Origin of the sequence: Nostoc sp. UCD121, assembly GCF_014222285.1 — a bacterium.
In the GTDB taxonomy this organism is placed as follows: domain Bacteria; phylum Cyanobacteriota; class Cyanobacteriia; order Cyanobacteriales; family Nostocaceae; genus Nostoc.
In genome coordinates this window covers 12,624-35,636 of record NZ_JACKZS010000035.1, presented here as the reverse complement: position 1 = coordinate 35,636, position 23,013 = coordinate 12,624, and the positions used below count along the sequence as shown (strand labels likewise).

Sequence of the window (23,013 nt, the reverse complement as noted above, 5' to 3'; positions counted from 1 at the left end):
AACCCAAACGCATTGCATTACCACAACGAAAAATTTAGTTATCTTCTACCCAAGAATTGCTGCTTTAATCTTCTTACAGATATCCACCCAAGCTTTATTCTCTTGCGCTGAGTTCAGGCTGTCTAAAGGTTGATTGGGAGGGTGGGCTGACTGATACTTTTCAATTTCTGTTTCGTCATAGCCGCTAGAACTCAACGGTATCCAAATAATCGTGAGTCCTTTAGCTTCAGCTGCATCCAACAATGGGGGTAACTCATTATCAGCAATAAAGTCTGATGCTAAAAAATCTGGGCTAACCAACAATACTGCCACTTTTGCTGCTGCTAAAGCATTTTTAATTTCTTCGCGCCATTTAGCACCAGGTTGAATCTTAGTATCGTCCCACACGAGCAGCTTTTGGTTACGAATCATTGGTTTGAGGTGTTTCTGGAGTTTGGTAAGCCACTCCTGATCTTGATGACTATAGCTGATGAAAACTTGATTTCTCGTTACGGGTTCAGACATGGATTTTTCCAAATTGGGTGAAGTCGGTAAAACATCGTCAATCAGTCTTTGGACATCTACCATATCACTGCTATCCTGGCACTGGATTTGGTAGCGATTATTGTCCCTGAATTTGTACAACACGTCTCGGTTATAAAAATAAGGATTTTGACTATCATTACAGCTTTTACAGTTACAAGGAACAAGTGTTTGATATTGCAGACGTTCGTAAGACTTATGGATTTTTTCTAGTTCATTGTTAATAACTACTAGCAGTTCTTTCTTGCGCTTGCCTGCAACGCGGACTTGAATTTCTCGTTGATTGTAGTATTCAATTACTTCAGCACGGCTTTCGTATTTGGCAAGAACAACGCCTGTTTTCCAAACTAGGGTTTGTTGTTCAATATCAGAGTGCATTTCGACTATAAAGCGGGTGAGAATACCTTTCGGCATGAAGTCATATTTATAGCGTAAGATTAGGTTATTAGATTCATCCCAATTGAAATCAGGTTGATTGACAGAGAGTAATTGAGGTGCAATATAAGTGCCAGGACGACTAGGAATTTCATAGGACAGTTTAAATTTCATCATTAACCGCAACAGTTCTGGTCGCATATCGGCATATTTGTCTTCATGCCAAATGTTTGCTAAATCATTGCGCTCAAATTTACCCAGCTTTTCAATCACTTGGGGATTATCTAACACTTTGTAAACGGCATCTGTACCCCAAGTAGGTTTGAGAATAACGGTTTTTATTAAAAAGTCATCATCTTGGAAGTGAAGGCATACACCTAAATCATGCAGATAGCCACTGAGTTGGAGTTTATCCTCCTGTTTAGTAAAACCATGTTTCTGACAGATATTCATATATTCTTCCAAGCTAATATATTCGCGGGAGTCCCCTTCTAAAGCTTCCCGCACTTTAACCCAGGTTTTGGGGAGTTCTATTCCTACATGAGGTAAGTTAGTAATATAATGCTTAATTTTATTTAAGATTTCTGGGAGACCGCGATCAGTGGCTAAGTTTGTAGTAAGTGTTTCCTTAAAATTAGTGAACTCGCGCCGTAACTCCCGCTCGTCTATTTCTCGCTTGCGCTCCTGCTTTTCATTTTTGACAATTAACAAAGGACTATTACCACTCAGTAATTCAACCGCATTTAACCAGTAATAAAAATCTGTGTCTTCTTTGCGAGTATCAGCAACCAAGGCATAAAGCGAGCGTTTTGTGAGGAAAAATTGGTGGGTAGCATGGTAAATTTCTTGACCACCAAAGTCCCAAATATTGACCTGAAATTCTCTGTTATTGTCAAGCAAGAACTTCCATTGAATAACATCTATACCTTCAGTGGTATTTTCATCTTGTTGTAACGTATATTTATTGTCTTGAATTTTTTTAGCTAGCGTAGTTTTACCTGCACCACCTTCTCCGACAATGATTAATTTAGCTTCATAAAGGCGATCAGTTTCTTGTTCTAGTTGTTGTCTGCAAAAGTCAAGAATTGCTTTCAACCCTTTCGTGATAATTTCTGGTGGAGGTGATTTTAAAGGATTATTGTTGAGGTCGAGGGTTCGCAGGTTGGTGAGTTGGCCAATTTCCGGTGGCAGACTGCTCAGTTGATTATTGTTGAGGTTGAGCGATAGCAGATTGGTGAGTTGGCCAATTTCCGGTGGCAGACTGCTCAGTTGATTGTAGCTGAGGTAGAGGGTTCGCAGGTTGGTGAGTTGGACAATTTCCGGTGGCAGACTGCTCAGTTGATTGTAACTGAGGTAGAGGGATTGCAGGTTGGTGAGTTGGACAATTTCCGATGGCAGACTGCTCAGTTGATTACTGTAGAGGTAGAGGGTTTGCAGGTTGGTGAGTTGGCCAATTTCCGATGGCAGACTGCTCAGTTGATTACTGTAGAGGTAGAGGGTTTGCAGGTTGGTGAGTTGGCCAATTTCCGATGGCAGTTTTTTTAAGTCTTTGCCAGAAAGGTATAATGTTGTCACATTGTCTCTGACAGCTTGTTCAATAATTTGCAGCAGTTCTTCGTTAGTCATTTCGGGTTTTACAGAGGCGATGCCTGACGACGAGTTGCTGCTTAGACGCGCAGCAGAGAAATTGAGCTAATTAATAATGTACCCTGTATCAAGGATTGCATTGAGGCAAGGTGAAATCACAAGTTAAAAGGGCGCTTAAAAACCGCGTCTACACAGGCAAAACTCACCTTTCCTTGCGGAACGCTACGCGAACGTGGCTTAAGGAGAATCCTTGATTTTGTATTAGTCCGCGCAGGCGGACTTCGTTTGTATAGCCGCGATTTCTAATCGCCTAGTATATTTGTTTCAGATAATAAATCTGAACACAGCAAAATATCTAACTTTTTGTATTTGATTTTAATATTGTTGTGTCATCCTATGTAACTTGATGGCTATAGCTTTCCACGTTGCCCAGATTCCATCCAATATATAAATATGCCAGAAACTAAATCAAGTTCTCATACACATACAAACACGTCAACTAAATCTGATACCTTACCTGCATCTGTTATCTCCACTTCTACCTCTCAAGAAATCTACGATGTTGTAGTGATTGGCGCTGGGCCTATTGGGTTAGCAACTGCCATTGGCTTACGTAAATGTGGTATTGAAAATGTTCTTGTCATCGATCAAACTCGCGCCTTTCGTCAAATTGGACAAACATTGGATCTTCTCCCCAATGGATTAAAAGCTCTCAAATATTTAGATCCTAACGCTTACGAAGAAGTCAAAAATGCTGGACTTGGTTTATTGAATCCCAAGCAATCTAATAGCCAGGGAACTGTCGAACCTACTCAAAAGCAACAACCTCCAAAGGCTTCACCCCAATGGGTTTACAAAAATTTGCAGGGAGAGATAATTCGGTCAATATCGCTTAGTTTTGATGACTGGTTTAAAGATTATGGTGAGGGTCGAGTATCAATTTCTTGGTACAATTTGCAGACAACCCTTAGACAGTTGCTCCCTCAAGACCAAGTTAAAGCTAATCACCGTTGTATTAATGTTGTGAATGAGCCGGAAAAAGGTTGTGTCCGCATAGATTGTGTAAGTGATACACGAATAGAAGCCAACCCTTATGCGTATTGGACAGATGGGCAGAAAGATAATGATAAGCAGCCCCGAAACTCGGATATTTCCCCCCAAAAATTAGCAACAAAATCGATTAGAGCTAAACTCATTGTTGCAGCAGACGGGATTAATTCTACAGTTCGTAGTCTGCTTTACACAGATACTCAATATGATGATTTTGCCCGACCTGAATACTCGGGGTTTGCAGCTATATTTTGTAGAGAAATAGCTGAAGTACCAAAGGAACTATGGACAAAACTAGAAGAACATTTCTTGCAAGGCTCAAGAATTGTAACAATTACTAATGATGAAATAACTGGAAATTCTGTTTTTATAAATAACATCAGGATAATGTTATTTCGCAGACAAACTGGTGAATTTGGGTACATAATACATCTTGCTTTGCCTTTAGACTCGTTGCAAGAAAAATCAGAAAGTTCTTTAATTGACTTAGCTTTGCAGGAGTTGGAAAAAGCAGGTTTTCCTGATGCGCTCAAGCAATTAGTAAGTCTGTCTCCTCCTGCCAAAATGCAGCAGCGTCCATACTACGTTCACCGCGCTAGCATTTCGGATTCTCTACAAGTTTCTAACCCAACTGACCCCAATCCTGAAGCTAATCCTGCCAAAATTCCACCAGCCTGGAGTGTAGGGCGAATCGTCTTAGTTGGCGATGCTGCACATGGAATGCCTCCCTTCATGGCTCAAGGGGCTAATCAAGGATTGGAAGATGCACTAATAGTTACAACACTCATCGCTAAAATTGCTGAGGAGAATAACTGGGATAACCTGCAAGCTATAGCCAAAGCCTTCGAGAAATATGAACATCTTCGTCGCCCATTAATGGCATACGTCCAAGAAGCAACATTAAAGCGATCGCCCCATTCGTCAGATAAAGAGTGGGAGGACTACAGCCAACAGATGTATTGCCGCAATTTCGACCAAGTAATAGAGGCGTTGTAGTTTACCGCCTGTGAAAAATTTTGATTAGAATGCAGATGTCCACTAGGCGGCGTGCTGCGTAGGTTTTGAGTCGATCCCCCCAACCCCCCTTAAAAAGGGGGGCTAAGAATGTCTTATTTTCTCCCTTTTTAAGAGGGATTAAGGGGGATCTGCAATGACTATGCACCTTAACGCACTAGGCGGCGTGCTGTCTATCCACGTAAATCCAGAAGATAATCGATGAGTAATCAACTACAAGACTACAATCCTAGCGGCGTAGGTGAAATAAATGGCAACCTCTTAGGTTTGCCTGGCGATTATGAGTCTGCAAACCTGATTGTCTTTGGTGTGCCGTGGGAAGTCACTGTTTCTTATGGCGCAGGTACAGCTAATGGCCCCCAGCGAATTCTCGATGCTTCAACTCAATTAGATTTGTTCGATTTCGATAACCCTAACGGTTGGAAGCAAGGAATTTTCATGGTAGAAATTCCCCAAGATATTTTAGAGAAGAATACATACTACCGCGCCTTGGCAGCAAAAATTATTGAGCGATTAGCCCAAGGTAAAGAACTCTCAGATACACCAGATTTAACATCTGTACTCACAGAAATTAATCAGGCTGGCGAACAGGTAAATCAATGGCTGTTTGAAAATTGCCAAGAAGCAATTAACAAGGGTAAGGGAGTCGCAGTTATTGGTGGAGATCACAGTTCGCCGTTAGGTTATTTCCAAGCATTAGCAGCTAACTACCCCAACTATGGCATTTTGCACATTGATGCCCACGCAGATTTACGCGATGCCTACGAGGGATTTGAGTTTTCCCATGCGTCGATTATGTTTAATGCGATGAAAATACCGCAAATTTCCAAGCTAGTGCAAGTGGGTTTGCGTGATATTAGTCATGATGAAGTGCAGATGATAGACCAATCTGATCGTCGCATTATTGCATATTACGACCCAGCCATTAAACAAAAGCTTTACTCTGGAACAACTTGGCTTGATTTATGCCGAGAAATTATCAGTCATTTACCTGAGTATGTTTACATTAGCTTTGATGTCGATGGTCTAGATCCAAAACTTTGCCCAAGTACAGGTACTCCTGTTCCAGGTGGATTGGAATTAGAGCAAACATTTTTTCTGTTCCGGGAATTAGTCAAGAGTGGTAGAAAAATTATTGGCTTTGATATTTGTGAAGTCGGTGATGCCGAGTGGGATGGTAATGTTGGAGCGCGGGTGGTTTACAAGCTGGCAAATTTGATGGATTTGTCAAAACAGAATTCGTAATTCGTAATTCGTAATTGGAAGAGGTATTGTTGAGTTACTAAAATTGTTCGACTGAGACGTTTTGCGATCGCTCAGTCGAGCTACCTTCACTCTTTTCGCGTAGTGTTCCCCGGGAAAGTCCAAAATCTAAAATTAAATAATAAGCCCCTGACTTGATTGCTGGAGTCAATCTAAAATCTAAAATTCCAAATTTAAAATTTTAAGATAAAGAATAGCCCGTTGCCTTGTGAACGTATTGCACAACTTTTTGATATGATTCTGGATTACTCACAGGATTAATGATGATGGGGATAGTGCCATCTGGCAACCAGAAAGTTATCCTGCCATTTGGTTCATGACAAAAGGAACTGATGCAGTTGAGATTAATTACATATTCATTTTTTTCGTAAAGGATCTTCACCCAGTGGGCGTGATCTAATTCTAAACTTGTCACACATTCTAAATAATCGAGAATCTTTTGATAATCTTCTAGGTTACTTTGTGGATTAATGACTATTGGAATGGCACTATCGGGTAGCCAAAAAGTAACCCTGCCATTCACTTCATAACAAAAAGCATGGACACGTTCAAAATTCACCACATATTCTCTCCTCTCGTAAAGGATTTTCACCCAGTACGCCACAACATCTCCTCAAGTCCGAAATTTACGAATGATGCACCCTGTATGTCCAAGTCTACTGAAGCCTTAAGTTTATGTTGCCGTGTACCAATTCAAAATCAAATTAATTTGTTTGAATTATGAATTGCTAAGAAACCTCCAATGGTGTTGGTGTACCTGAAGTTGACAGAGAAAGAGCGATCGCTGCTTGAATAAACCCTTTAAATAAAGGATGAGGGCTACTAGGACGCGATTGAAATTCTGGATGAAATTGGCAAGCCAGAAAGAATGGGTGCTTGGGTAATTCCACAATTTCAACTAACTGTCCATCAGGAGAAGTCCCACTGATCACATAGCCGGACTTTAATAAGAGATCGCGGTAAGCATTGTTGAACTCATAGCGATGTCGATGTCGTTCATAAATTACATCTTCTTGATAAAGCTTGAAAGCCAATGTATCAGGAAGAACACGACAAGGATATAGCCCCAAGCGCATTGTACCCCCTAAATCGACAACTTCCTGCTGTCCTGGCAATAAATTAATTACCGGATTCGTTGTATGAGGGTCAAATTCAGCACTATTGGCATCTGTTAATCCCCCTATGTGCCTAGCCCATTCAATTACAGAACATTGCATTCCCAGGCATAAACCCAAAAAGGGAATTTGGCGATCGCGGGCGTATTTAATGGCGGCAATTTTGCCATCCACTCCCCGAACCCCAAAACCTCCTGGTACAACTACCCCATCGACACCCCCAAGATGAGTTTCGGCTGATTCATTTTCCAAATCTTCTGAGTTCACCCAACGCAGGCGCAGTTTGCCATAAGTGGAAATTGCAGCATGGTTTAGTGCTTCCACTACAGATAAATAGGCATCACTTAACTGCACATATTTGCCGACAATGGCAATTTCTAGCTCGTGCTTGGGAGTATGTAACCGTTGTACCAAAGTTTGCCACTGCGTCAAATCTGGTTGGCGTTGTTCCATTTGCAGCAAGTTCAGCACTTGTTCTGCCATTCCTTCCCGTTCGAGATTTAGGGGTACTTCATAGATACTTTTGGCATCTTGAGAAGTAATGACGCATTCTTCGGGCACATCGCAAAATCCCGACAATTTTTGCTTTAATCCCTTGGGTAAGGGGCGATCGCTCCGACAAACTAAAATATCTGGTTGAATACCAATGGATCTCAGTTCTTTAACTGAATGCTGCGTTGGTTTAGTTTTCATCTCACCCGCAGAAGCAATCCACGGTACCAACGTTACGTGCATATACAGTACATATTGCCGTCCCACCTCTTTACGGAACTGGCGAATCGCTTCTAAAAACGGCAGTGATTCAATATCTCCCACCGTCCCGCCAATTTCTGTAATTACTACGGACGGATTTGTACTTTTAGCAACTCGCAGAATCCGCTCTTTTATTTCATTGGTAATATGAGGAATAACCTGTACAGTGCCGCCATTGTAGTCTCCGCGTCGCTCTTTATTAATGACTGCCTGGTAAATTGAACCAGTAGTCACACAGTTCAAGCGCGACATTGAAGTATCGGTGAAGCGTTCGTAATGCCCCAAGTCCAAATCTGTCTCCGCACCATCCTGGGTAACGAATACTTCCCCATGCTGAAAAGGGCTCATTGTGCCAGGATCGATATTGATATAAGGGTCGAGTTTGAGAATCGACACCGAATATCCGCGCGACTTGAGCAAACGCCCTAGACTTGCTGCTACAATGCCCTTACCAATACTGGAAACTACGCCTCCAGTTACGAAGATAAACTTAGTCATAGTAGTTTGAATTTCTAACAACTTCTAAAAATACATCCCGTCATTGTGCCACAGTTATTGTGGTGTAATCTTCTATGATTTGCTGTGAAAAACCTTTTAGGATTAGTAATATTAGGCTGTATTCTCACATCCTCCGTAGCATTGGCAGAACCATCTCTTATAGTCGTTTTTCCTGAGACAAACTACCAGACGAGTTCCCAAAAAATCTTTTTTCTGGGGACTGCACCACCAGATGGTGAGGTTTTGATCAATAGTAAGCCAATTAACCGCAGCAAAGCTGGTCATTTTTCCCCTAGTTTCCCCTTGCAGTTGGGAGAGAATCTTTTTACTGTGCGTCGCCAGAATCAAGAACTTAAGATTAAGGTGATAAGGGTTAACACTAGCCCTGAACTACCACAGGGGATAGCCTTTGCTAAAGATTCCTTGACTCCCGCAGCTGACATTGCCAGACTACCAGGAGAACTAATTTGTTTTAGCGCGATCGCACCCCCTAACGCCAATGTCTCTGTAATCCTGGCTAATCAAACGATTGCCCTTTCACCCCAACCCCAACAGGCACAACTACCAAATAATTTGGCAGCACTGACAGGGCAAAATCAGCCTTATGCCCAGTCTAGCGTAGGCAATTATAAAGGTTGCACCACAGTGGCTACAGCCGCCGATCTGGGAAAACCTCAGTTTCAACTAACACTCAATGGCAAGACGATAACTCAACCAGGGACTGGTAAAATTCAAATCCTCTCAAGAGCAGAGTTGCCGATTTCTGAGGTTACAGTAGAGTCAGGCGTTGCTCGCACTGGCCCAAGCACCGATTATTCTCGACTCACACCACTGCCTAAAGGCACACGCGCAACAGTAACAGGTAAGGAAGGTGAATGGTTGCGCCTAGACTATGGCGCTTGGATTAATAGTCAGGAAACTCGCATTCTACCTGGTGCAATTCCGCCACAAACAATAATTCGCAGTGTCGGATACCGTCAACTCCCTGGTGCGACAGAGATATTTTTCCCCTTACAAGTTCCCGTACCTGTGAGCGTGCAACAAAGTGAGAAAGCTCTCGCTCTCACTCTCTACAATACTACTGCCCAAACGGACATTATTCGTCTGGATGATGACCCTCTAATTTCTCGGCTAGATTGGCAACAGGAGGCTCCAGAACAAGTAAAATACACCTTTAACCTCAAAAAAGCTCAACAGTGGGGATATAAGCTGAGATACGACGGTACAACCCTGGTTTTGGCTTTGCGTCATCCGCCTAATATTGGGAACACAAGACGCAAGCCTTTAGCTAATCTCAAGATTGTACTCGATCCAGGGCATGGCGGTAAAGAATCTGGTGCCAGTGGCCCAACTGGATATTTAGAAAAAGATGTGAATTTGGTGGTATCTAAGTTGCTGCGGGACGATTTGGTGAAGCGAGGAGCAACGGTAGTGATGACGCGGGAAGATGATAGGGAGGTTTCTCTAGCAGAACGTCAGGCAATTATTAGTAAAGAAGAACCTGCGATCGCTCTTTCCATACACCACAATTCTTTACCCGATGACGGAGATGCCGAGAAAACCAAGGGATTCGCCACTTTTTGGTATCAACCCCAAGCCCACAGCCTGGCAATATTTTTACAGACCTATGTTGTTAAAAAACTCGGCAAACCTTCTTATGGTGTGTTTTGGGACAACCTAGCGCTGACACGCCCAGCAGCTGCGCCATCGGTGTTACTGGAATTGGGTTTTATGAGCAATCCTGATGAATTTGAGCAGGTAGTAAACCCAAAAGAACAGAAGAAAATGGCTGATGCGATCGCTCAGGGGATTACTGAGTGGTTTCGGAGTGTGAGATAAATTTGGAGGTACAACACTAGTTGTACCTTCGTGGAGTGCGATCGCTATTTTTAGCTGGTTTCTGCTCAATGTTGCGATCAGTCTTTGTTCAAGCTTTTTGACTTTTGTAGTGCGATCGTCAAAACCATTCCTACTGTATCAATCAAGTAAAATGAAAGTTCACTCGTTCCTGCGAGGTGTTCGATGACTATCTTTGACCGTCGCCGTCAACTTCAACAACAGATTGCTCAACTTCCAGATGACCAACTAACTCAGGTTGAGCAATATATAGCATTTCTTAGTTTTCAGAAAACAGTTCCATCTCAATCAGAAGTGACCAAATCACCTTCCACTGGAGCTTCGATTCTGGCATCTTTAGAGCAAGCACAAACTCCGCCCGATTCTCCTCTGGAGGATGATATCCTAGCACAACCACCTGAAGATTTTGCCGCTAAGATTGCTGAAATCAAACAACGTGGCGATCGTTCTCAATCTGTGATTCGACGAGGTTCTACAGGTCAAGATTTGCTCAAATTTGCTGGTACTTGGCATGGAGACGACCTAGATGAGTGCCTAGCATTTCTTGATGCAACCCGCTCAAAAGCGAAGTTTTAAACCAATAATTTATGTATTTGCTGGATACGAATCACTGTAGTTATCTCATTAACAACAATCCTCAAGTTGTCGCAACTGCTCAAAACTATGCTCAAGATCCTTTTGGGATTAGCATCATTAGCTATGGTGAGTTGCTCTACATGACGGAAAAATCAGAGCGTCGAGAGATGAACTTACAAGTGGTTCAAGCATTCCTGACAGAGATTGATATCTATCTGATTAACAAAGAAATAGCTGAGATATACAGTCAACTGAAGAACTGCATTTTTCGTCAATTTGCCCCAAAAGAAAAAAACAAACACCGCAGTACCCGCATTCAGGATCTCGGTTTTGATGATAATGATATATGGATCGCCGCAACAGCAATTTATCATAATATTACTCTCGTCTCTGCTGACAGCGACTTCACTAGGATTCAGCAAGTTTACAGCTTTTCACTCGAATCCTGGATTTAATTGCTTTACCTAGTATGCTGAACTAATAAATTAAGTGCCAATTTACTAAACATCACTATTTTTTAGCTAGTTCCTGCTCAATATTGCGATAAGTCTTTTTATTACTTTTATAACGAAAGGCTTTCTGTTAGAGGCTGAACGTCAAGTTGGTTGAATAGACTGGGAACTATAAGGGTAAGACAGTCGATGAATCAAAGTGGTGCTACAAGAATTCAGTACTTTACCAAACCTAAAATTATCAGAGATGTAAAGATTGCCAGAGTGTTCTGCGATTTACTTTGCGATCGCTCTCCTAATAAACTCAAAAATGCTTATCTAAACCAGCTTGTTTCAATACTCCATTTGCAGTATGACGTGATTTTATTTTACTATCAACTACAAAGTTATTATCTGTAATTGGGCTATACCAAATTTCATGATCTCCTTCCCTTGCCTTTTAAAATAACATCCGGCTTCTGTTAAAAGCTTTTTAACTTCAGGAGTAAAGGAAACACTCATTAGCCAGCCACTTTCATTGATTCATGACGATGCGTTGTTAAGTATAAATCAATGTAATCTTTGTTGCCAAATTCAACTCTATTTAATTCAATAAGTTCTGGAATTATAGCTTTGAGTTTTGCTGTTAACATCTCAATAGTAGAAGCTTCTGTAACCAACCCAGGTAGATTATCACTGCTAGCTACCCACACATCAACTTCAGAATCCCAAAAAGCGCTTACTTTGATAATAAAAGTATTCATAACTCGCTTTTTTAGCTATCACACGTATGTAAACAATTTTAATTCAGAACTTTGAAAATTTTGCAAGTAACTTACAAAATCAGCAGCAATTGAGTCTGTCAAAATGACGGTTTGGGGATGCTCCTGAAAATTTTTCACAAACGCACCATCAGACTCTGGTAGCTGAGTGTGATCGGGAAACTGGGGCGGTATGGCAATATCAGCAAGTGTTTCACTCATGCTTTGAAAAGTATTGCAGCCATTTATTTAGTGCTTGACGCTTCCCATAAAGTGTTACTAACTAGTATAACGCCTTGCTCTGTCTTGATTTCAGTACTTCTACCCTGCTAGAACCGCTTTGATTGCGGATAAAAATATATGAAATCTTATATTTTGAAAGCGTATGTGTTTTAAAATCGGCGGTATGGTGGGAGCGATCGCTATTTTATTGAGCAATGGTAGTGCGTTTGCCGAAGGCGTTGGCACAGCGATCGCCCAAGACGCACAAAGGTATATTACTGTGGGGCATGATAAATTAGGAAATAGCGTAGCTTTAGATACAAAAACTATTCAGGGTACAACATACAAGCTTTACGGTATGTACGGAGATGGCATCTTCGAGACTACATTCGATGCATCATGTTCTGAATCGCGGCTTTTTCGGAATCACATTGCCATTTACAGTTCAGAGGGACAGCTACTTCAAGAGGATAAGGAGAAAGGAGAAATACCTTTTGTCGCTAATTCTTCACCAGGCAAAGGAATGAAAATTGTTTGTCAAAAGATTGGGGCCCTTGGTTGGTAGGTTAAGTAGGGAATGCCCCATGCCCATTGGTGTCAACTTAAGCCTTGGCGCATGGAATAGAGCCTCCGGCACGCTGACGCGTTAAGCGAAGCTATGCCGTTGGTGCAGCCTCTCGTAGAGAAGGCTTTACGCAGCTATAGAAGCAAAGTCAGCCTGCGCGGACTAAGGCCAAATCAAGGTTTTGAAACCCACGGAGGTGGGTTTTGTTTGTGTAGACGCGGTTTCTAACCGCCCATTTCGCGTTAAGTTGACACCAATGACCCATGCCCAATTTCCAATTCCCAATTCCAGTAGAAAATACTAAGGACAAAACAACGTGTCACGCGTATCTCTTCCTGTGGTTGGATTAGTCCCTTTGGCAAGTTTGCACAATTTTTTTTGCTCATCCGAACGCAGCAGCGTATCGGTAAAATCTGCCCCGTCAATGATTGCGCCATCAAATCTGGCGTTAGCAGCAAAAGCACCCTCTAACAGCGCATTTGTCAAATTTGCCCTAACTAAACGAGCCGAGTCTAAAGTGGAATTTCTCAAGTCAGCTGCCTCTAAATTTGCAGACTCCAAATTTGCTGCAAAGAAACTGACACCGTTCAAATTAGCATGGCTGAAGTTGCTCTGGCGAAGATTAGCTTTGGTAAAGCTGGAATCTGTTAAATCACGTCCTGAAAAATCAGCCTCGACCAAAATCTCTTTATTATATTCGAGTGCCAAAGCTGTTGGAGCAAAACCGAGCGTTGCAGTGATGCCAATTATTCCCCACAAGAATAAGCTGAGTATATTTGTCCAAAAGTGATAGGCTGTCTTACGCTTCAACCCGAAATGTGTTCGGGATGAGTCGAGTTTAGAACCTGCTGTGCGTAGGCGTAGCCCGCCGCAAGCATCGCTTAATCTAGAATTCATAGAATTTATGATATTTTTCGTCAATGACTAACCTTCCTCCATCTCATTATCCAGATATTGGTCATTTAGGAGAAGACCTAGTTGCCCAATGGTTGCAATCTACAGGTTGGATAATTCTGCATCGTCGCTTTTCTAGCCGTTATGGAGAAATCGATATTATTGCTCAATATGATGGACAAACTGGGGAAAAACTCCTTACTCAGCAATCATTATTGGCATTTGTTGAAGTCAAAACGCGCAGTTCAGGGAGTTGGGATGCAGGGGGAAGAAGCGCCATCACCCCACAAAAGCAAGCAAAAATATTACGGACAGCTGGAATATTCTTAGCCCAGTACCCTGAAAAGGCGGATTATGCTTGCCGATTTGATGTTGCTATTGTCTACTGTCAAAGGATATCAAAAAATCAGACTGCGGTTATAGCAACTCAGGAAGCTCTTGCTACTTCATCAGCAGCCGAATATAAGTTTAAGCTGCAAGAATACATTCTGGCAGCTTTCGACTCTTCAATTGATAATGGTTAATTGGTAATGGATAAAATATCCTGATTACCAATAATTATGTACTGGCGTTACAACCAAACGGTATTACGCCAAAGTTTCTGGACAGTAGCCTAAGCCCCTGACAAACTGTTGCCGGAAAGCTTCGATTTCGTCTCTCTCTGGACTACCATGAGAAACGATCGCTACCTGATAGCGACGCATCACGTCCACAGGGCATTGTCCCGCTTCTAAACTCCAAAGTGCCATTTGCACCCTCATTGGTGGCTCATAGCTAATTCCTAATTCATTTAGAAAAGCGCGAAAGTCGCCATCTTCTTGGGGCGAGACTTGACCTCTGAGTTTGATCCTAACCACCCAGCCATCAATTTGATGAATTACGGTGACGAACGAAACTGGTGTCTGGGGTCTAGCGTGCAGGTGTTGAACGACCCTCAGGGTTAGACTGGCATTTGCCAGATAGTACAAGTATTCCATGTTTGTTGGTGCTTGGGATCAAAGCCAATCCTACATATCTATATTCGTCAATCAGTGCCTGTTCCCGGTAGGGTAAAAGCCCCCGTTTTTAGATGGGGAGGTTTACCCAATTTTTATGTTAATTTTTCCGTGTTACTTAATAGTAACAATCTTATAGCCTCGCGACAAAATTGGGCAAAGATGCCTTAAAGTTCCTTTAGAAGGGAAAGCTAAAAACAGCTTTTTGTCAGAGAGTATAAATACTAAATAAAGCAAAAACTAGTAGAAGCCAAGTTGAAAGATACATCTAGCCCCAAAGAAAAAAATTTTGAATTAGATTGCTCGGTAGCAGGCTATGACTACACACTACCTCCAGAACTCATTGCCCAAAACCCAGCAGTTCCTAGAGATAGTTCCCGGTTACTGGTAGTTGATTCTCCGACTACAGGCGCTGAAACAGAAGCATCTCACCATATTTTCCATGATTTGCCTGCACTGCTACGCTCTGGTGATTTGTTGGTCATGAACAATACAAGGGTTATTCCAGCTCGGCTTTATGGTCATAAAACCACTGGTGCTAAAATCCAGGTGTTGCTGTTGGAAGAACGGCAGTATAACTGTTGGTTAGCTTTAGTTAAGCCCGGAAAAAGCTTCAAACAGGGAACGAAGATTATTTTTGAAGCAAAGCAGGGGATTGGGCATTCAAAAGATGCAGAGGGGCAGGGTGCTGGGGGCAGAGGGGAAAACTCTTCTCCCTGCTCCCTTGATTTTTCCTCAGTAACCAGTCAACAACTCACCGCTACAGTTTTAGAAACAGATGCAGCAACTGGGGGGCGTTTGTTGCAATTTGATGTGCCAGAGGGAAAGCCTTTGGTGCAACTGTTAGAGGTATTTGGTGAAGTACCGTTACCACCCTACATTACTACCTCTTCAGCTGCTGATGAGCAGTATCAGACAGTTTATGCCGAACAGCCAGGAGCGATCGCAGCACCGACAGCAGGATTACACTTTACCCCAGAATTATTACAAAAGCTGCGCGATCGCAATATCAATCAAGCTTTTGTCACGCTACACGTTGGTGTCGGCACTTTTCGCCCTGTGGAAGTGGAAGACGTAACTACTCACCAGATGCATGAAGAATGGATTGAAGTTCCCGCCGCCACAGTAGAGCAAATTCGCGCTACCAAAGCAGCTGGCGGTCGAATTATTGCTGTGGGAACAACAGCAGTAAGGGCTTTGGAAGGGGCGGCGAAATCTGGGAATTTACAACCCTTTTGCGGTAAAACAGACTTGTTTATTTATCCCAGCTACCAATGGCGGGTGGTGGATGGTTTGATTACCAATTTTCATTTACCACGTTCCAGTTTGCTGATGTTGGTAAGTGCGCTAATTGGCAGGCAACGGCTATTGAATATATACAACGAAGCGATCGCTTCCAAGTATCGTTTCTATTCTTTTGGTGATGCTATGCTAATTTTGCCGGAAGCCATAAAGTCTTAAGTCAAGTGTGAGGGCAATAAGATTCATTAAATTTTAATCCCTCCACTTCTTATTTGTCGTTTTCTAAAAATGCTCATGGAGCTTAAACTGCTATGAAAAACAATAAACTTTAGTCAACAAGGAAAATGAGATTACCTAAATCTGTATATTCTATTTGCTCTTATTTTTTTGTTGCAGAATTGCAATATTCAAGACAATTAATTTTATGCATTATTTCATAATTAAATTTGTCAAATATAGTCAAGAAAGATGGCATGAAAATAAAAGAACAGTTAGTTTAAATTTGCTTATTAGCAGATTATAAAACCTGTAGAATATTGCACTAACTACGGTATGCAGAGCAACTGAGCAAGGACAAGGGTGTTTTCACAAAAGTCGGATGCTCCCAGAGTGAGAAATTCTTAATTTTTTGATTTGCAATTTTTCATGCTGTGGTGGGTATTCTGACTTATAAAGATATGAGCATAAGTACATCTATGTCACTCCTGTCTAGAAAAAGTCAAACTCAGCCGTGGTTACACTTCTTATTTCACCAAAACTCTGTTCAGAAAAAGCCCCTGTTCAGACTTCTGTTTGCTTCCTCTGCGTTTTTGGTCTTAGCTGCACCGGCAATTACTAATTTTCCAGGAAGCAAGCTGCTAGCAGAAACCGCAATTTCTCAGGATCTTGAAGCAGCTAGCTTTTTCCAGCAGGGAGTCACGCGCTATAACCGCAAAGACTTACAGGGTGCAGAATATGCATTTCGTCAAGCATTGCAGCGAGATCCTAACCTTGGGGCTGCGCTAAATTATCTAGGTAATATATTCATGGAGCAAAATCGCCTAGATGTAGCTTTACAAGAATATACAGAGGCGATTAGGATTAATCCTAATTTTAGTGAAGCTTATTACAACTTAGGGTTAGTGCTGCATCGTCAGGGACAAAAAGATGCCGCGATTACGGCTTATCGTCAAAGCCTTGTGATAGATCCCACGAAGGTAGCAGCGCTGTATAATCTGGGTTTGGTGCTGTATGAACAAGGACAGCTACCGGAAGCGATCGCAACATACCAGCAAGCAATTAATTTAGATAGCAGCAATGCCAACGCTTATTTTAATTTAGCGATCGCCTTGCAACAACAAGGTCAAACAGAGCAAGCGATCGCAACTTATCGTCAAGCCTTGCAGTCAGACCCTCAAAATGCCACAGCTTACAACAACATGGCAAATCTGCTAGCAATCCAAGGCCAAGCTTCTGAGGCTATTTCTGTTTATCGGCAAGCTATTCGCCTAAATCCTAAAAACGCCTCAGCTTACTATAATTTGGGAGTCACTTTATATAATCAAGGCGACATAAAGAAAGCGAATGGAGTCTTGAAACGTGCCCATACGGAGTATCGTGAACAAGGGAAGATTGAGCAAGCTGAAAAAATTGAACAGCTAATGCAGCAAATTGCTCAGAAAAGTGGGCAACAGCAGCCTCAAGCCAGTCAAACACCTACTCCCTCTCAGACTCTAGACAACACAAGTAATCTAATACAAACACCTGAGCCACAAACGCCAAATCAACTAGAAAACCCTGTCTCAGTTGAACAACAATCTACTTCAACGAGTTCCGGACAATAAAAAAGTCAGAGTTAGAAATAAATTAATAACTTCTAACTCTGCCAATTTTAGATTTTGAGTAGCAATTTTGGTGTGCTTACAGTGCAAATTGGATTGAAGGAAAAATCTAAAATTTAATGACTTCTAAATTTTTTAAATCGGCAAACGATTGATATCTTTATTGCAGCCAATAACTACCATTGCTGAACCACGTTCTAAACGTTTGGTTGGGTCAGGATTAATTTGAAATTTACCATCCTGGCTCACCGCTAACAAATTTAAACCGTAGCGGTTACGAAGTTGAAGCTCTGTGATTGTTCTGCCGTGAAATTCATCAGGCACAATCAACTCTACAATACTGTTATCTGGGTCTAGATCAAATCGATCTAAAATTGCTGGTTTAGTAAGTGTACGCGCTAGGGCGCAACCTGCTTCATACTCAGGAAAAACAACATGATCTGCTCCTACTCGCCGCAATAGTTTACGATGAACTTCACTAGAAGCTTTGGCAACTACATGGGGTACACCAGCCTCTTTCACATTTAGGGTGGTTATAATGCTTTCTTGAACGTAGTTGCCAATCGCTACGATTACAGTATCAAATTCAAAAATTCCAGCTTCTTTTAGTGCGGCTGGTTCTGTAGAATCTAATTGCAAAGCATGACCAACTATTCCCTCAGTTAATGCTTCGGAAACTCGTTTTTCATCAATATCTGTTGCCAGTACTTGATAACCGAAGTTATGCAGTGTAGAACAGACGGATCTACCAAAACGACCTAATCCAACTACAGCAAATTGTTGGTTATCTTTACGTAAACTGCGAAAAAAACTTAATGATGAAAGATTCACCCTTTTTATCCTTATAATGGCTCCCTGTATTTAGGGCAAAAAACGGTTATGATACTTGAATTAAAAATCTTATTTTTTGCCTTCCAATGTATATTTTATCAGTTTAGTCATTAGTCATTAGTGAGTTGTCAAGAATTATTATCCCCCCACTTCCGACTCCCTAACTATCCCACGAGGAGATTTTCTTCAGGATAGTGAATTCTGGTAGGGCGTGGATCTCCTAGTACTGCGGACATCAGTAGTAAAACACCTACTCGTCCAATGTACATAGTCATAATTAAGATGAGCTTTGCTGTTATAGAGATACTTCCTGTAATACCTGTAGAAAGTCCCACAGTAGCAAAGGCTGATACTACTTCAAACAAAATTTGAATAAAATCCAAAGTTGGATCTGTAAGGCTAATTAAGATAGTAGCTAAAATCACGGTTGCTACTGAAGCTACCAACACACCCACAGCTTTCAAAATTAAAGATATTGCTATCTTGCGATCGTACAATAAAACTTCTTCTTTCCCCTGAAGAATCGTTTTGGTGCAACTGGTCAAGACTCTGAGAGTTGTTGTTTTCATGCCTCCTCCCGTACCACCTGGACTTGCACCAATAAACATTAGCGCAATCGTAATAAATAGACCAGCATTGGTCATTTTGCCAATATCTATAGTGTTAAAGCCAGCAGTTCTAGGAGTAACTGATTGAAACCAAGCTAGTAATATCTGGTCACGAAAATTTAGAGAACCAAATGTTTCTGGATTTCTGATCTCTATACAAAAGAATGCAATTACTCCTATTACTAACAATATAATAGTTGTACTAGTTGCAACTTTAAAATCTAGAGAAAATATTTGTTTATGATTTTTTTTGAAAAGGCAATCGCGCAACCAAAGGTACATTTCCAAAATTACCTGATAGCCAATTCCCCCAAAGATAATTAACATTGTGATGGTAAAGACTACTAAGAAAGATGACTGATAGCCAATTAAGTTATCTTTAAATAAACTAAAACCAGCATTATTCCAAGCGTTGATACTATGAAAAATTGCTAACCAAAGTCCTTTACCCCATCCATACTCAGGAACAAAAGCTGGTAGAAGTAAGAATGTGCCTGTAATCTCAAAAATTAATGTTGTGGCAATAATTGAACGGATAACTTGGGCGCTACCACTCATCCCTGGTCGATCTAAAGCTTGTTGAATCGCTATTTTTTGCCGCATATCAAACCTACGGCCAATGAGCAAAATCAGAAATGTGGTAGTTGTCATGTAACCCAACCCGCCAATCTGAGCTAATAGTGCAATAAACAATTGACCCCAAAAGGAAAAATAAGTACCAGGGTCAACTACTGATAAACCTGTGACGCAAACTGCGGATGTCGAGGTGAATAGTGCCACAATCAGGTTATTCCAGCTACCAGCACTAGTTGAAAAAGGCATCATTAACAGGATAGTACCGACAGCAATGACAGCCAAAAATCCCAAACAAATTGTCCGAGCAACAGTCATAATTAATTCGTAATTCGCGATTCGTAATTAGTAGTTAAGAGCGTTAGATTTAAACTGGGTTTACGCCTCTTGGATATCGTATGTTTTTTGGATAGTTGGTATAATTTTGAGCAAGAACAGTTTGTTCGGGTAAAACTGAGAAATTTTTCTAAAGAGGATTAATTCCGGTTTAGCTTTCTTAAAACAAAAATACCCTTATTTAATTAAAAACATACATGGTAGTCTACCAGTATGTTTTTTTGAATTCTACTTCGTCTCAATACTACTTTTTCATGAGTGCAACACTTTATCAGCAAATTCAGCAATTTTACGATGCTTCATCTGGTCTGTGGGAACAGATATGGGGCGAACACATGCACCACGGCTATTATGGTGCCGATGGTACCCATAAAAAAGACCGCCGTCAGGCTCAAATTGATTTAATCGAAGAATTGCTTCATTGGGCAGAGATACAATCAGCAGAAAATATCCTAGATGTGGGTTGTGGAATTGGCGGTAGTTCTTTATACTTAGCACAAAAGTTTAATGCTAAGGCTACAGGGATTACATTGAGTCCTGTACAAGCAGCCAGAGCAACGGAACGCGCCTTGGAAGCTAATTTGAGTCTGAAAACACAGTTCCAAGTCGCAAATGCTCAAGCAATGCCCTTTGCTGATAATTCTTTTGACTTGGTTTGGTCGTTAGAAAGCGGTGAACACATGCCAGATAAGACCAAGTTTCTCCAGGAGTGTTATCGAGTATTGAAGCCTGGTGGTAAGTTAATTATGGTGACTTGGTGTCATCGACCAACTGATGAGTCTCCATTAACAGCAGATGAGGAAAAGCATTTGCAGGATATTTATCGGGTGTATTGTTTGCCTTATGTGATTTCTTTGCCACAGTATGAAGCGATCGCACACCAGCTACCATTACATAATATTCGCACTGCTGATTGGTCAACTGCTGTCGCCCCTTTCTGGAATGTGGTAATTGATTCTGCATTCACTCCCCAAGCGCTTTGGGGTCTACTAAATGCTGGTTGGACTACCATCCAAGGTGCATTATCACTGGGATTAATGCGTCGCGGTTATGAGCGTGGGTTAATTCGGTTTGGCTTATTGTGCGGCAATAAGTAGAATTCCACTTCAGCAAAAAGATGTAATCTAGGAGCATTGAAGTAGATGTTCCTAGTGATACATTATTATACTTAATACAAGATTAGGAGCGATCGCAAAGCTTGTAAATTCTCATGCAGATATCGGGGAAACCTTCTAAAATTAAGTTTCTTATTGTTAAATTCCTGAAATGCCACTCGAACTGCAAAATCTCACAGGCGGTTACACCACAGTACCAATTGTTCAAGACATTAACCTCACTCTACAAACAGGAGAATGGTTGAGTTTAGTTGGTGCTAATGGCTCAGGTAAATCTACTTTATTAAAATTGCTGAGTCGTATTCTTTCCCCACAGCAGGGAACAGTTCTACTTGATGGCAAAGCAATTCATTCCCAACCCCCAAATTTGGTTGCCCAGAAACTGGCATTATTACCGCAACAACAAACCGTTCCCGTGGGCTTAACAGTGCGACAATTAGTAAGTTTAGGACGCACGCCACATCAATCTTGGTGGCAATGGGAATTAAACGCTCAAGATTGGGTGAAAGTGGAAGCTGCAATTCAAAAGACGCAACTAGAAAAATTGAGCGATCGCTTAGTTGAAGAACTTTCCGGTGGTGAAAGACAACGCGCTTTTTTAGCTTTAGCACTAGCGCAAGAACCAAAAGTTTTATTATTAGACGAACCGACAACTTTTTTAGATATCAACTATCAATTACAATTATTGGAATTACTAAAAAATCTGAATCAACAGCAAGAATTAACTATTGTTACTGTTCTACACGAATTGAATCTAGCGGCACGATATAGTTCTCGCATTGCTTTGTTAAAACAAGGTCATCTTTGGGAAGTTGGTAAACCTGAAGAAGTTTTGACACCAAATGCGATCGCCCAAGTATTTGGTGTGGAATCTGTGATTATTCAGACACCTGTGGGTTTACAAGTTTGTGCAATTTCTGCTGTGTCAGCATAACTCTATTACTTTGCTAACCAGAATTAGATACACCCTTTTACTACTAAAGTTCTAGATAACACAACTCTTTACTTGGTTCGTGAGGAAGGTAAATCATGCAACTACGTCGATTCGATAACATTCAGGAATTCTGGCACTGCACTCAGGCTTACTTACTTCAGCATCAAGTAGAAAATAATGTTTTGCTCAGTATTTTGCATACCTTGTTGCATAACCCAGAACGTTATCTGGGTAAGCCTTATTTAGCAATTGTCCAAACAAGTGGAGAGATTCTGGCTGTCGCCATCCGCACCCCACCCCAAAAATTGCTCCTATCCAAAGCCCAGAATATGGATACTTTGCGATTGATTGCTCAAGATTTGCGTCAAGAGCAATTGCCAGGAAGCATCGGGCCAGCTGAAGAGGTAGAAATATTTTCGCAGGCTTGGCAAGCCCTGACAGGACAATTTTCTCAACGGTCGATGCTAATGAAAATTTACCAATTAACGGCAGTGCAAAGAGTCTCAACAGCCAGAGGATATCTCAGACTGGCAAAAGAGAGCGATCGCTCTCTTTTGATCGAGTGGCTTTCTGCATTTTTATCTGAGATAGATCAAGCGGAGAGCGAAGATATCGAACACCAAGTAGATAATCGGTTGAAACAGCAGAATACTTATTTTTGGGTTGATAGCACTCCAGTTTCAATTGCGTCTAGTAAACAAGTGTTACCTACAATTGGTCGGATCAATTTAGCTTATACACCACCAGAGTATCGTCGCAAAGGATATGCTACTGCCTGTGTCACAGCGTTAAGCCAAAAACTGCTAGACCAGGGATGCCGCCATTGTTTCCTCATAGCAGATTTAGCCAATCCCACAGCCAATCATATTTATCAAACGATTGGGTATCGCCCCATAAGCGATTGGCATGAATACTCATTCACACCAAACGAGTTAGCATAAAGCGATCGCTCCAATTAAATTACTTTCTATGGGAGAAGTTATGTAAACTGCGATCGCATCTCCATCTCCTAAAACACCAGAGTCAGCGCATCTCAAACCCTATTTAAAAAATAATAGGCTATCCAAGTGGGGAAA

20 protein-coding genes and 1 pseudogene are annotated in these 23,013 nt (G+C 41.5%); 12 read left to right on the top strand and 9 right to left on the bottom strand.

Going from position 1 to position 23,013, the window contains the following annotated elements; genetic code table 11:
- Positions 1–45: 45 nt before the first annotated feature.
- Positions 46–2,523, bottom strand: a complete 2,478-nt coding sequence (locus tag GNF10_RS10395; RefSeq protein ID WP_185607149.1) for a COR domain-containing protein — start codon at positions 2,521–2,523, stop codon at positions 46–48.
- 414 nt (positions 2,524–2,937) lie between these two features.
- On the opposite strand from GNF10_RS10395, the gene GNF10_RS10390 reads away from it, so the two are divergent.
- Positions 2,938–4,530, top strand: coding sequence for an NAD(P)/FAD-dependent oxidoreductase (locus GNF10_RS10390; RefSeq protein ID WP_185583986.1), 1,593 nt, complete (start codon positions 2,938–2,940; stop codon positions 4,528–4,530).
- Between the two features lie 219 nt (positions 4,531–4,749).
- Positions 4,750–5,793, top strand: coding sequence for an agmatinase SpeB (speB, locus tag GNF10_RS10385; protein ID WP_185583988.1), 1,044 nt, complete (start codon positions 4,750–4,752; stop codon positions 5,791–5,793).
- A gap of 199 nt (positions 5,794–5,992) precedes the next feature.
- On the opposite strand, the gene GNF10_RS10380 is transcribed toward speB, so the two are convergent.
- A complete protein-coding gene (locus tag GNF10_RS10380; protein ID WP_114084087.1) occupies positions 5,993–6,415 on the bottom strand; it encodes a hypothetical protein in 423 nt (140 codons plus the stop codon).
- A 124-nt stretch (positions 6,416–6,539) separates the two neighbouring features.
- On the bottom strand, positions 6,540–8,177 hold the full coding sequence (locus GNF10_RS10375; RefSeq protein WP_185583990.1) for a CTP synthase: 1,638 nt from the start codon (positions 8,175–8,177) through the stop codon (positions 6,540–6,542).
- 84 nt (positions 8,178–8,261) lie between these two features.
- On the opposite strand from GNF10_RS10375, the gene GNF10_RS10370 reads away from it, so the two are divergent.
- From GNF10_RS10370 to GNF10_RS10360, 3 genes are all read left to right on the top strand, one after another.
- Positions 8,262–10,016, top strand: coding sequence for an N-acetylmuramoyl-L-alanine amidase (locus tag GNF10_RS10370; protein WP_185583993.1), 1,755 nt, complete (start codon positions 8,262–8,264; stop codon positions 10,014–10,016).
- Between the two features lie 183 nt (positions 10,017–10,199).
- A complete protein-coding gene (locus tag GNF10_RS10365) occupies positions 10,200–10,610 on the top strand; it encodes a hypothetical protein (protein ID WP_185583995.1) in 411 nt (136 codons plus the stop codon).
- An 11-nt stretch (positions 10,611–10,621) separates the two neighbouring features.
- Positions 10,622–11,065 carry a type II toxin-antitoxin system VapC family toxin gene (locus GNF10_RS10360; RefSeq protein ID WP_185583997.1) on the top strand — a complete coding sequence of 148 codons (444 nt, stop codon included), beginning with the start codon at positions 10,622–10,624 and terminating at the stop codon, positions 11,063–11,065.
- 497 nt (positions 11,066–11,562) lie between these two features.
- Here GNF10_RS10360 and GNF10_RS10355 read toward each other — a convergent pair whose 3' ends face one another.
- Together GNF10_RS10355 and GNF10_RS10350 are read right to left on the bottom strand one after the other, a co-directional pair.
- Complete coding sequence (locus GNF10_RS10355) at positions 11,563–11,805, bottom strand: DUF1902 domain-containing protein (protein ID WP_185583999.1); 243 nt, start codon at positions 11,803–11,805, stop codon at positions 11,563–11,565.
- 87 nt (positions 11,806–11,892) lie between these two features.
- Positions 11,893–12,024 (bottom strand): annotated as a pseudogene (locus GNF10_RS10350) (Uma2 family endonuclease); the annotation flags it as partial.
- Positions 12,025–12,187: 163 nt separating this feature from the next.
- Here GNF10_RS10350 and GNF10_RS10345 point away from each other — a divergent pair.
- Positions 12,188–12,589, top strand: coding sequence for a hypothetical protein (locus tag GNF10_RS10345; protein ID WP_185584001.1), 402 nt, complete (start codon positions 12,188–12,190; stop codon positions 12,587–12,589).
- A 300-nt stretch (positions 12,590–12,889) separates the two neighbouring features.
- On the opposite strand, the gene GNF10_RS10340 is transcribed toward GNF10_RS10345, so the two are convergent.
- The gene (locus GNF10_RS10340; RefSeq protein WP_260445808.1) at positions 12,890–13,486 is read right to left on the bottom strand and encodes a pentapeptide repeat-containing protein; all 597 of its coding nucleotides are present in this window, start codon (positions 13,484–13,486) and stop codon (positions 12,890–12,892) included.
- Between the two features lie 23 nt (positions 13,487–13,509).
- Here GNF10_RS10340 and GNF10_RS10335 point away from each other — a divergent pair, with 23 nt between their 5' ends.
- On the top strand, positions 13,510–14,007 hold the full coding sequence (locus tag GNF10_RS10335; protein ID WP_185584003.1) for a YraN family protein: 498 nt from the start codon (positions 13,510–13,512) through the stop codon (positions 14,005–14,007).
- 63 nt (positions 14,008–14,070) lie between these two features.
- On the opposite strand, the gene GNF10_RS10330 is transcribed toward GNF10_RS10335, so the two are convergent.
- Complete coding sequence (locus GNF10_RS10330) at positions 14,071–14,460, bottom strand: hypothetical protein (protein WP_069068139.1); 390 nt, start codon at positions 14,458–14,460, stop codon at positions 14,071–14,073.
- Between the two features lie 246 nt (positions 14,461–14,706).
- On the opposite strand from GNF10_RS10330, the gene queA reads away from it, so the two are divergent.
- Together queA and GNF10_RS10320 are read left to right on the top strand one after the other, a co-directional pair.
- A complete protein-coding gene (gene queA, locus GNF10_RS10325) occupies positions 14,707–15,939 on the top strand; it encodes a tRNA preQ1(34) S-adenosylmethionine ribosyltransferase-isomerase QueA (RefSeq protein ID WP_185584021.1) in 1,233 nt (410 codons plus the stop codon).
- 476 nt (positions 15,940–16,415) lie between these two features.
- Entirely contained in the window at positions 16,416–17,543 is a 1,128-nt protein-coding gene (locus GNF10_RS10320) for a tetratricopeptide repeat protein (protein ID WP_260445924.1), read from the top strand.
- Positions 17,544–17,675: 132 nt separating this feature from the next.
- On the opposite strand, the gene GNF10_RS10315 is transcribed toward GNF10_RS10320, so the two are convergent.
- Both GNF10_RS10315 and GNF10_RS10310 read right to left on the bottom strand, forming a co-directional pair.
- Positions 17,676–18,371 carry a TrkA family potassium uptake protein gene (locus GNF10_RS10315; RefSeq protein ID WP_012412256.1) on the bottom strand — a complete coding sequence of 232 codons (696 nt, stop codon included), beginning with the start codon at positions 18,369–18,371 and terminating at the stop codon, positions 17,676–17,678.
- Between the two features lie 164 nt (positions 18,372–18,535).
- On the bottom strand, positions 18,536–19,870 hold the full coding sequence (locus GNF10_RS10310) for a TrkH family potassium uptake protein (protein WP_185584007.1): 1,335 nt from the start codon (positions 19,868–19,870) through the stop codon (positions 18,536–18,538).
- A gap of 272 nt (positions 19,871–20,142) precedes the next feature.
- Between GNF10_RS10310 and GNF10_RS10305 the strand changes: the two genes are divergently transcribed.
- From GNF10_RS10305 to GNF10_RS10295, 3 genes are all read left to right on the top strand, one after another.
- The gene (locus GNF10_RS10305; protein WP_185584009.1) at positions 20,143–20,985 is read left to right on the top strand and encodes a methyltransferase domain-containing protein; all 843 of its coding nucleotides are present in this window, start codon (positions 20,143–20,145) and stop codon (positions 20,983–20,985) included.
- Positions 20,986–21,154: 169 nt separating this feature from the next.
- Positions 21,155–21,937, top strand: a complete 783-nt coding sequence (locus tag GNF10_RS10300) for an ABC transporter ATP-binding protein (protein ID WP_185584010.1) — start codon at positions 21,155–21,157, stop codon at positions 21,935–21,937.
- A gap of 95 nt (positions 21,938–22,032) precedes the next feature.
- Positions 22,033–22,878, top strand: a complete 846-nt coding sequence (locus tag GNF10_RS10295) for a GNAT family N-acetyltransferase (RefSeq protein WP_185584013.1) — start codon at positions 22,033–22,035, stop codon at positions 22,876–22,878.
- Positions 22,879–23,013 lie beyond the last annotated feature (135 nt).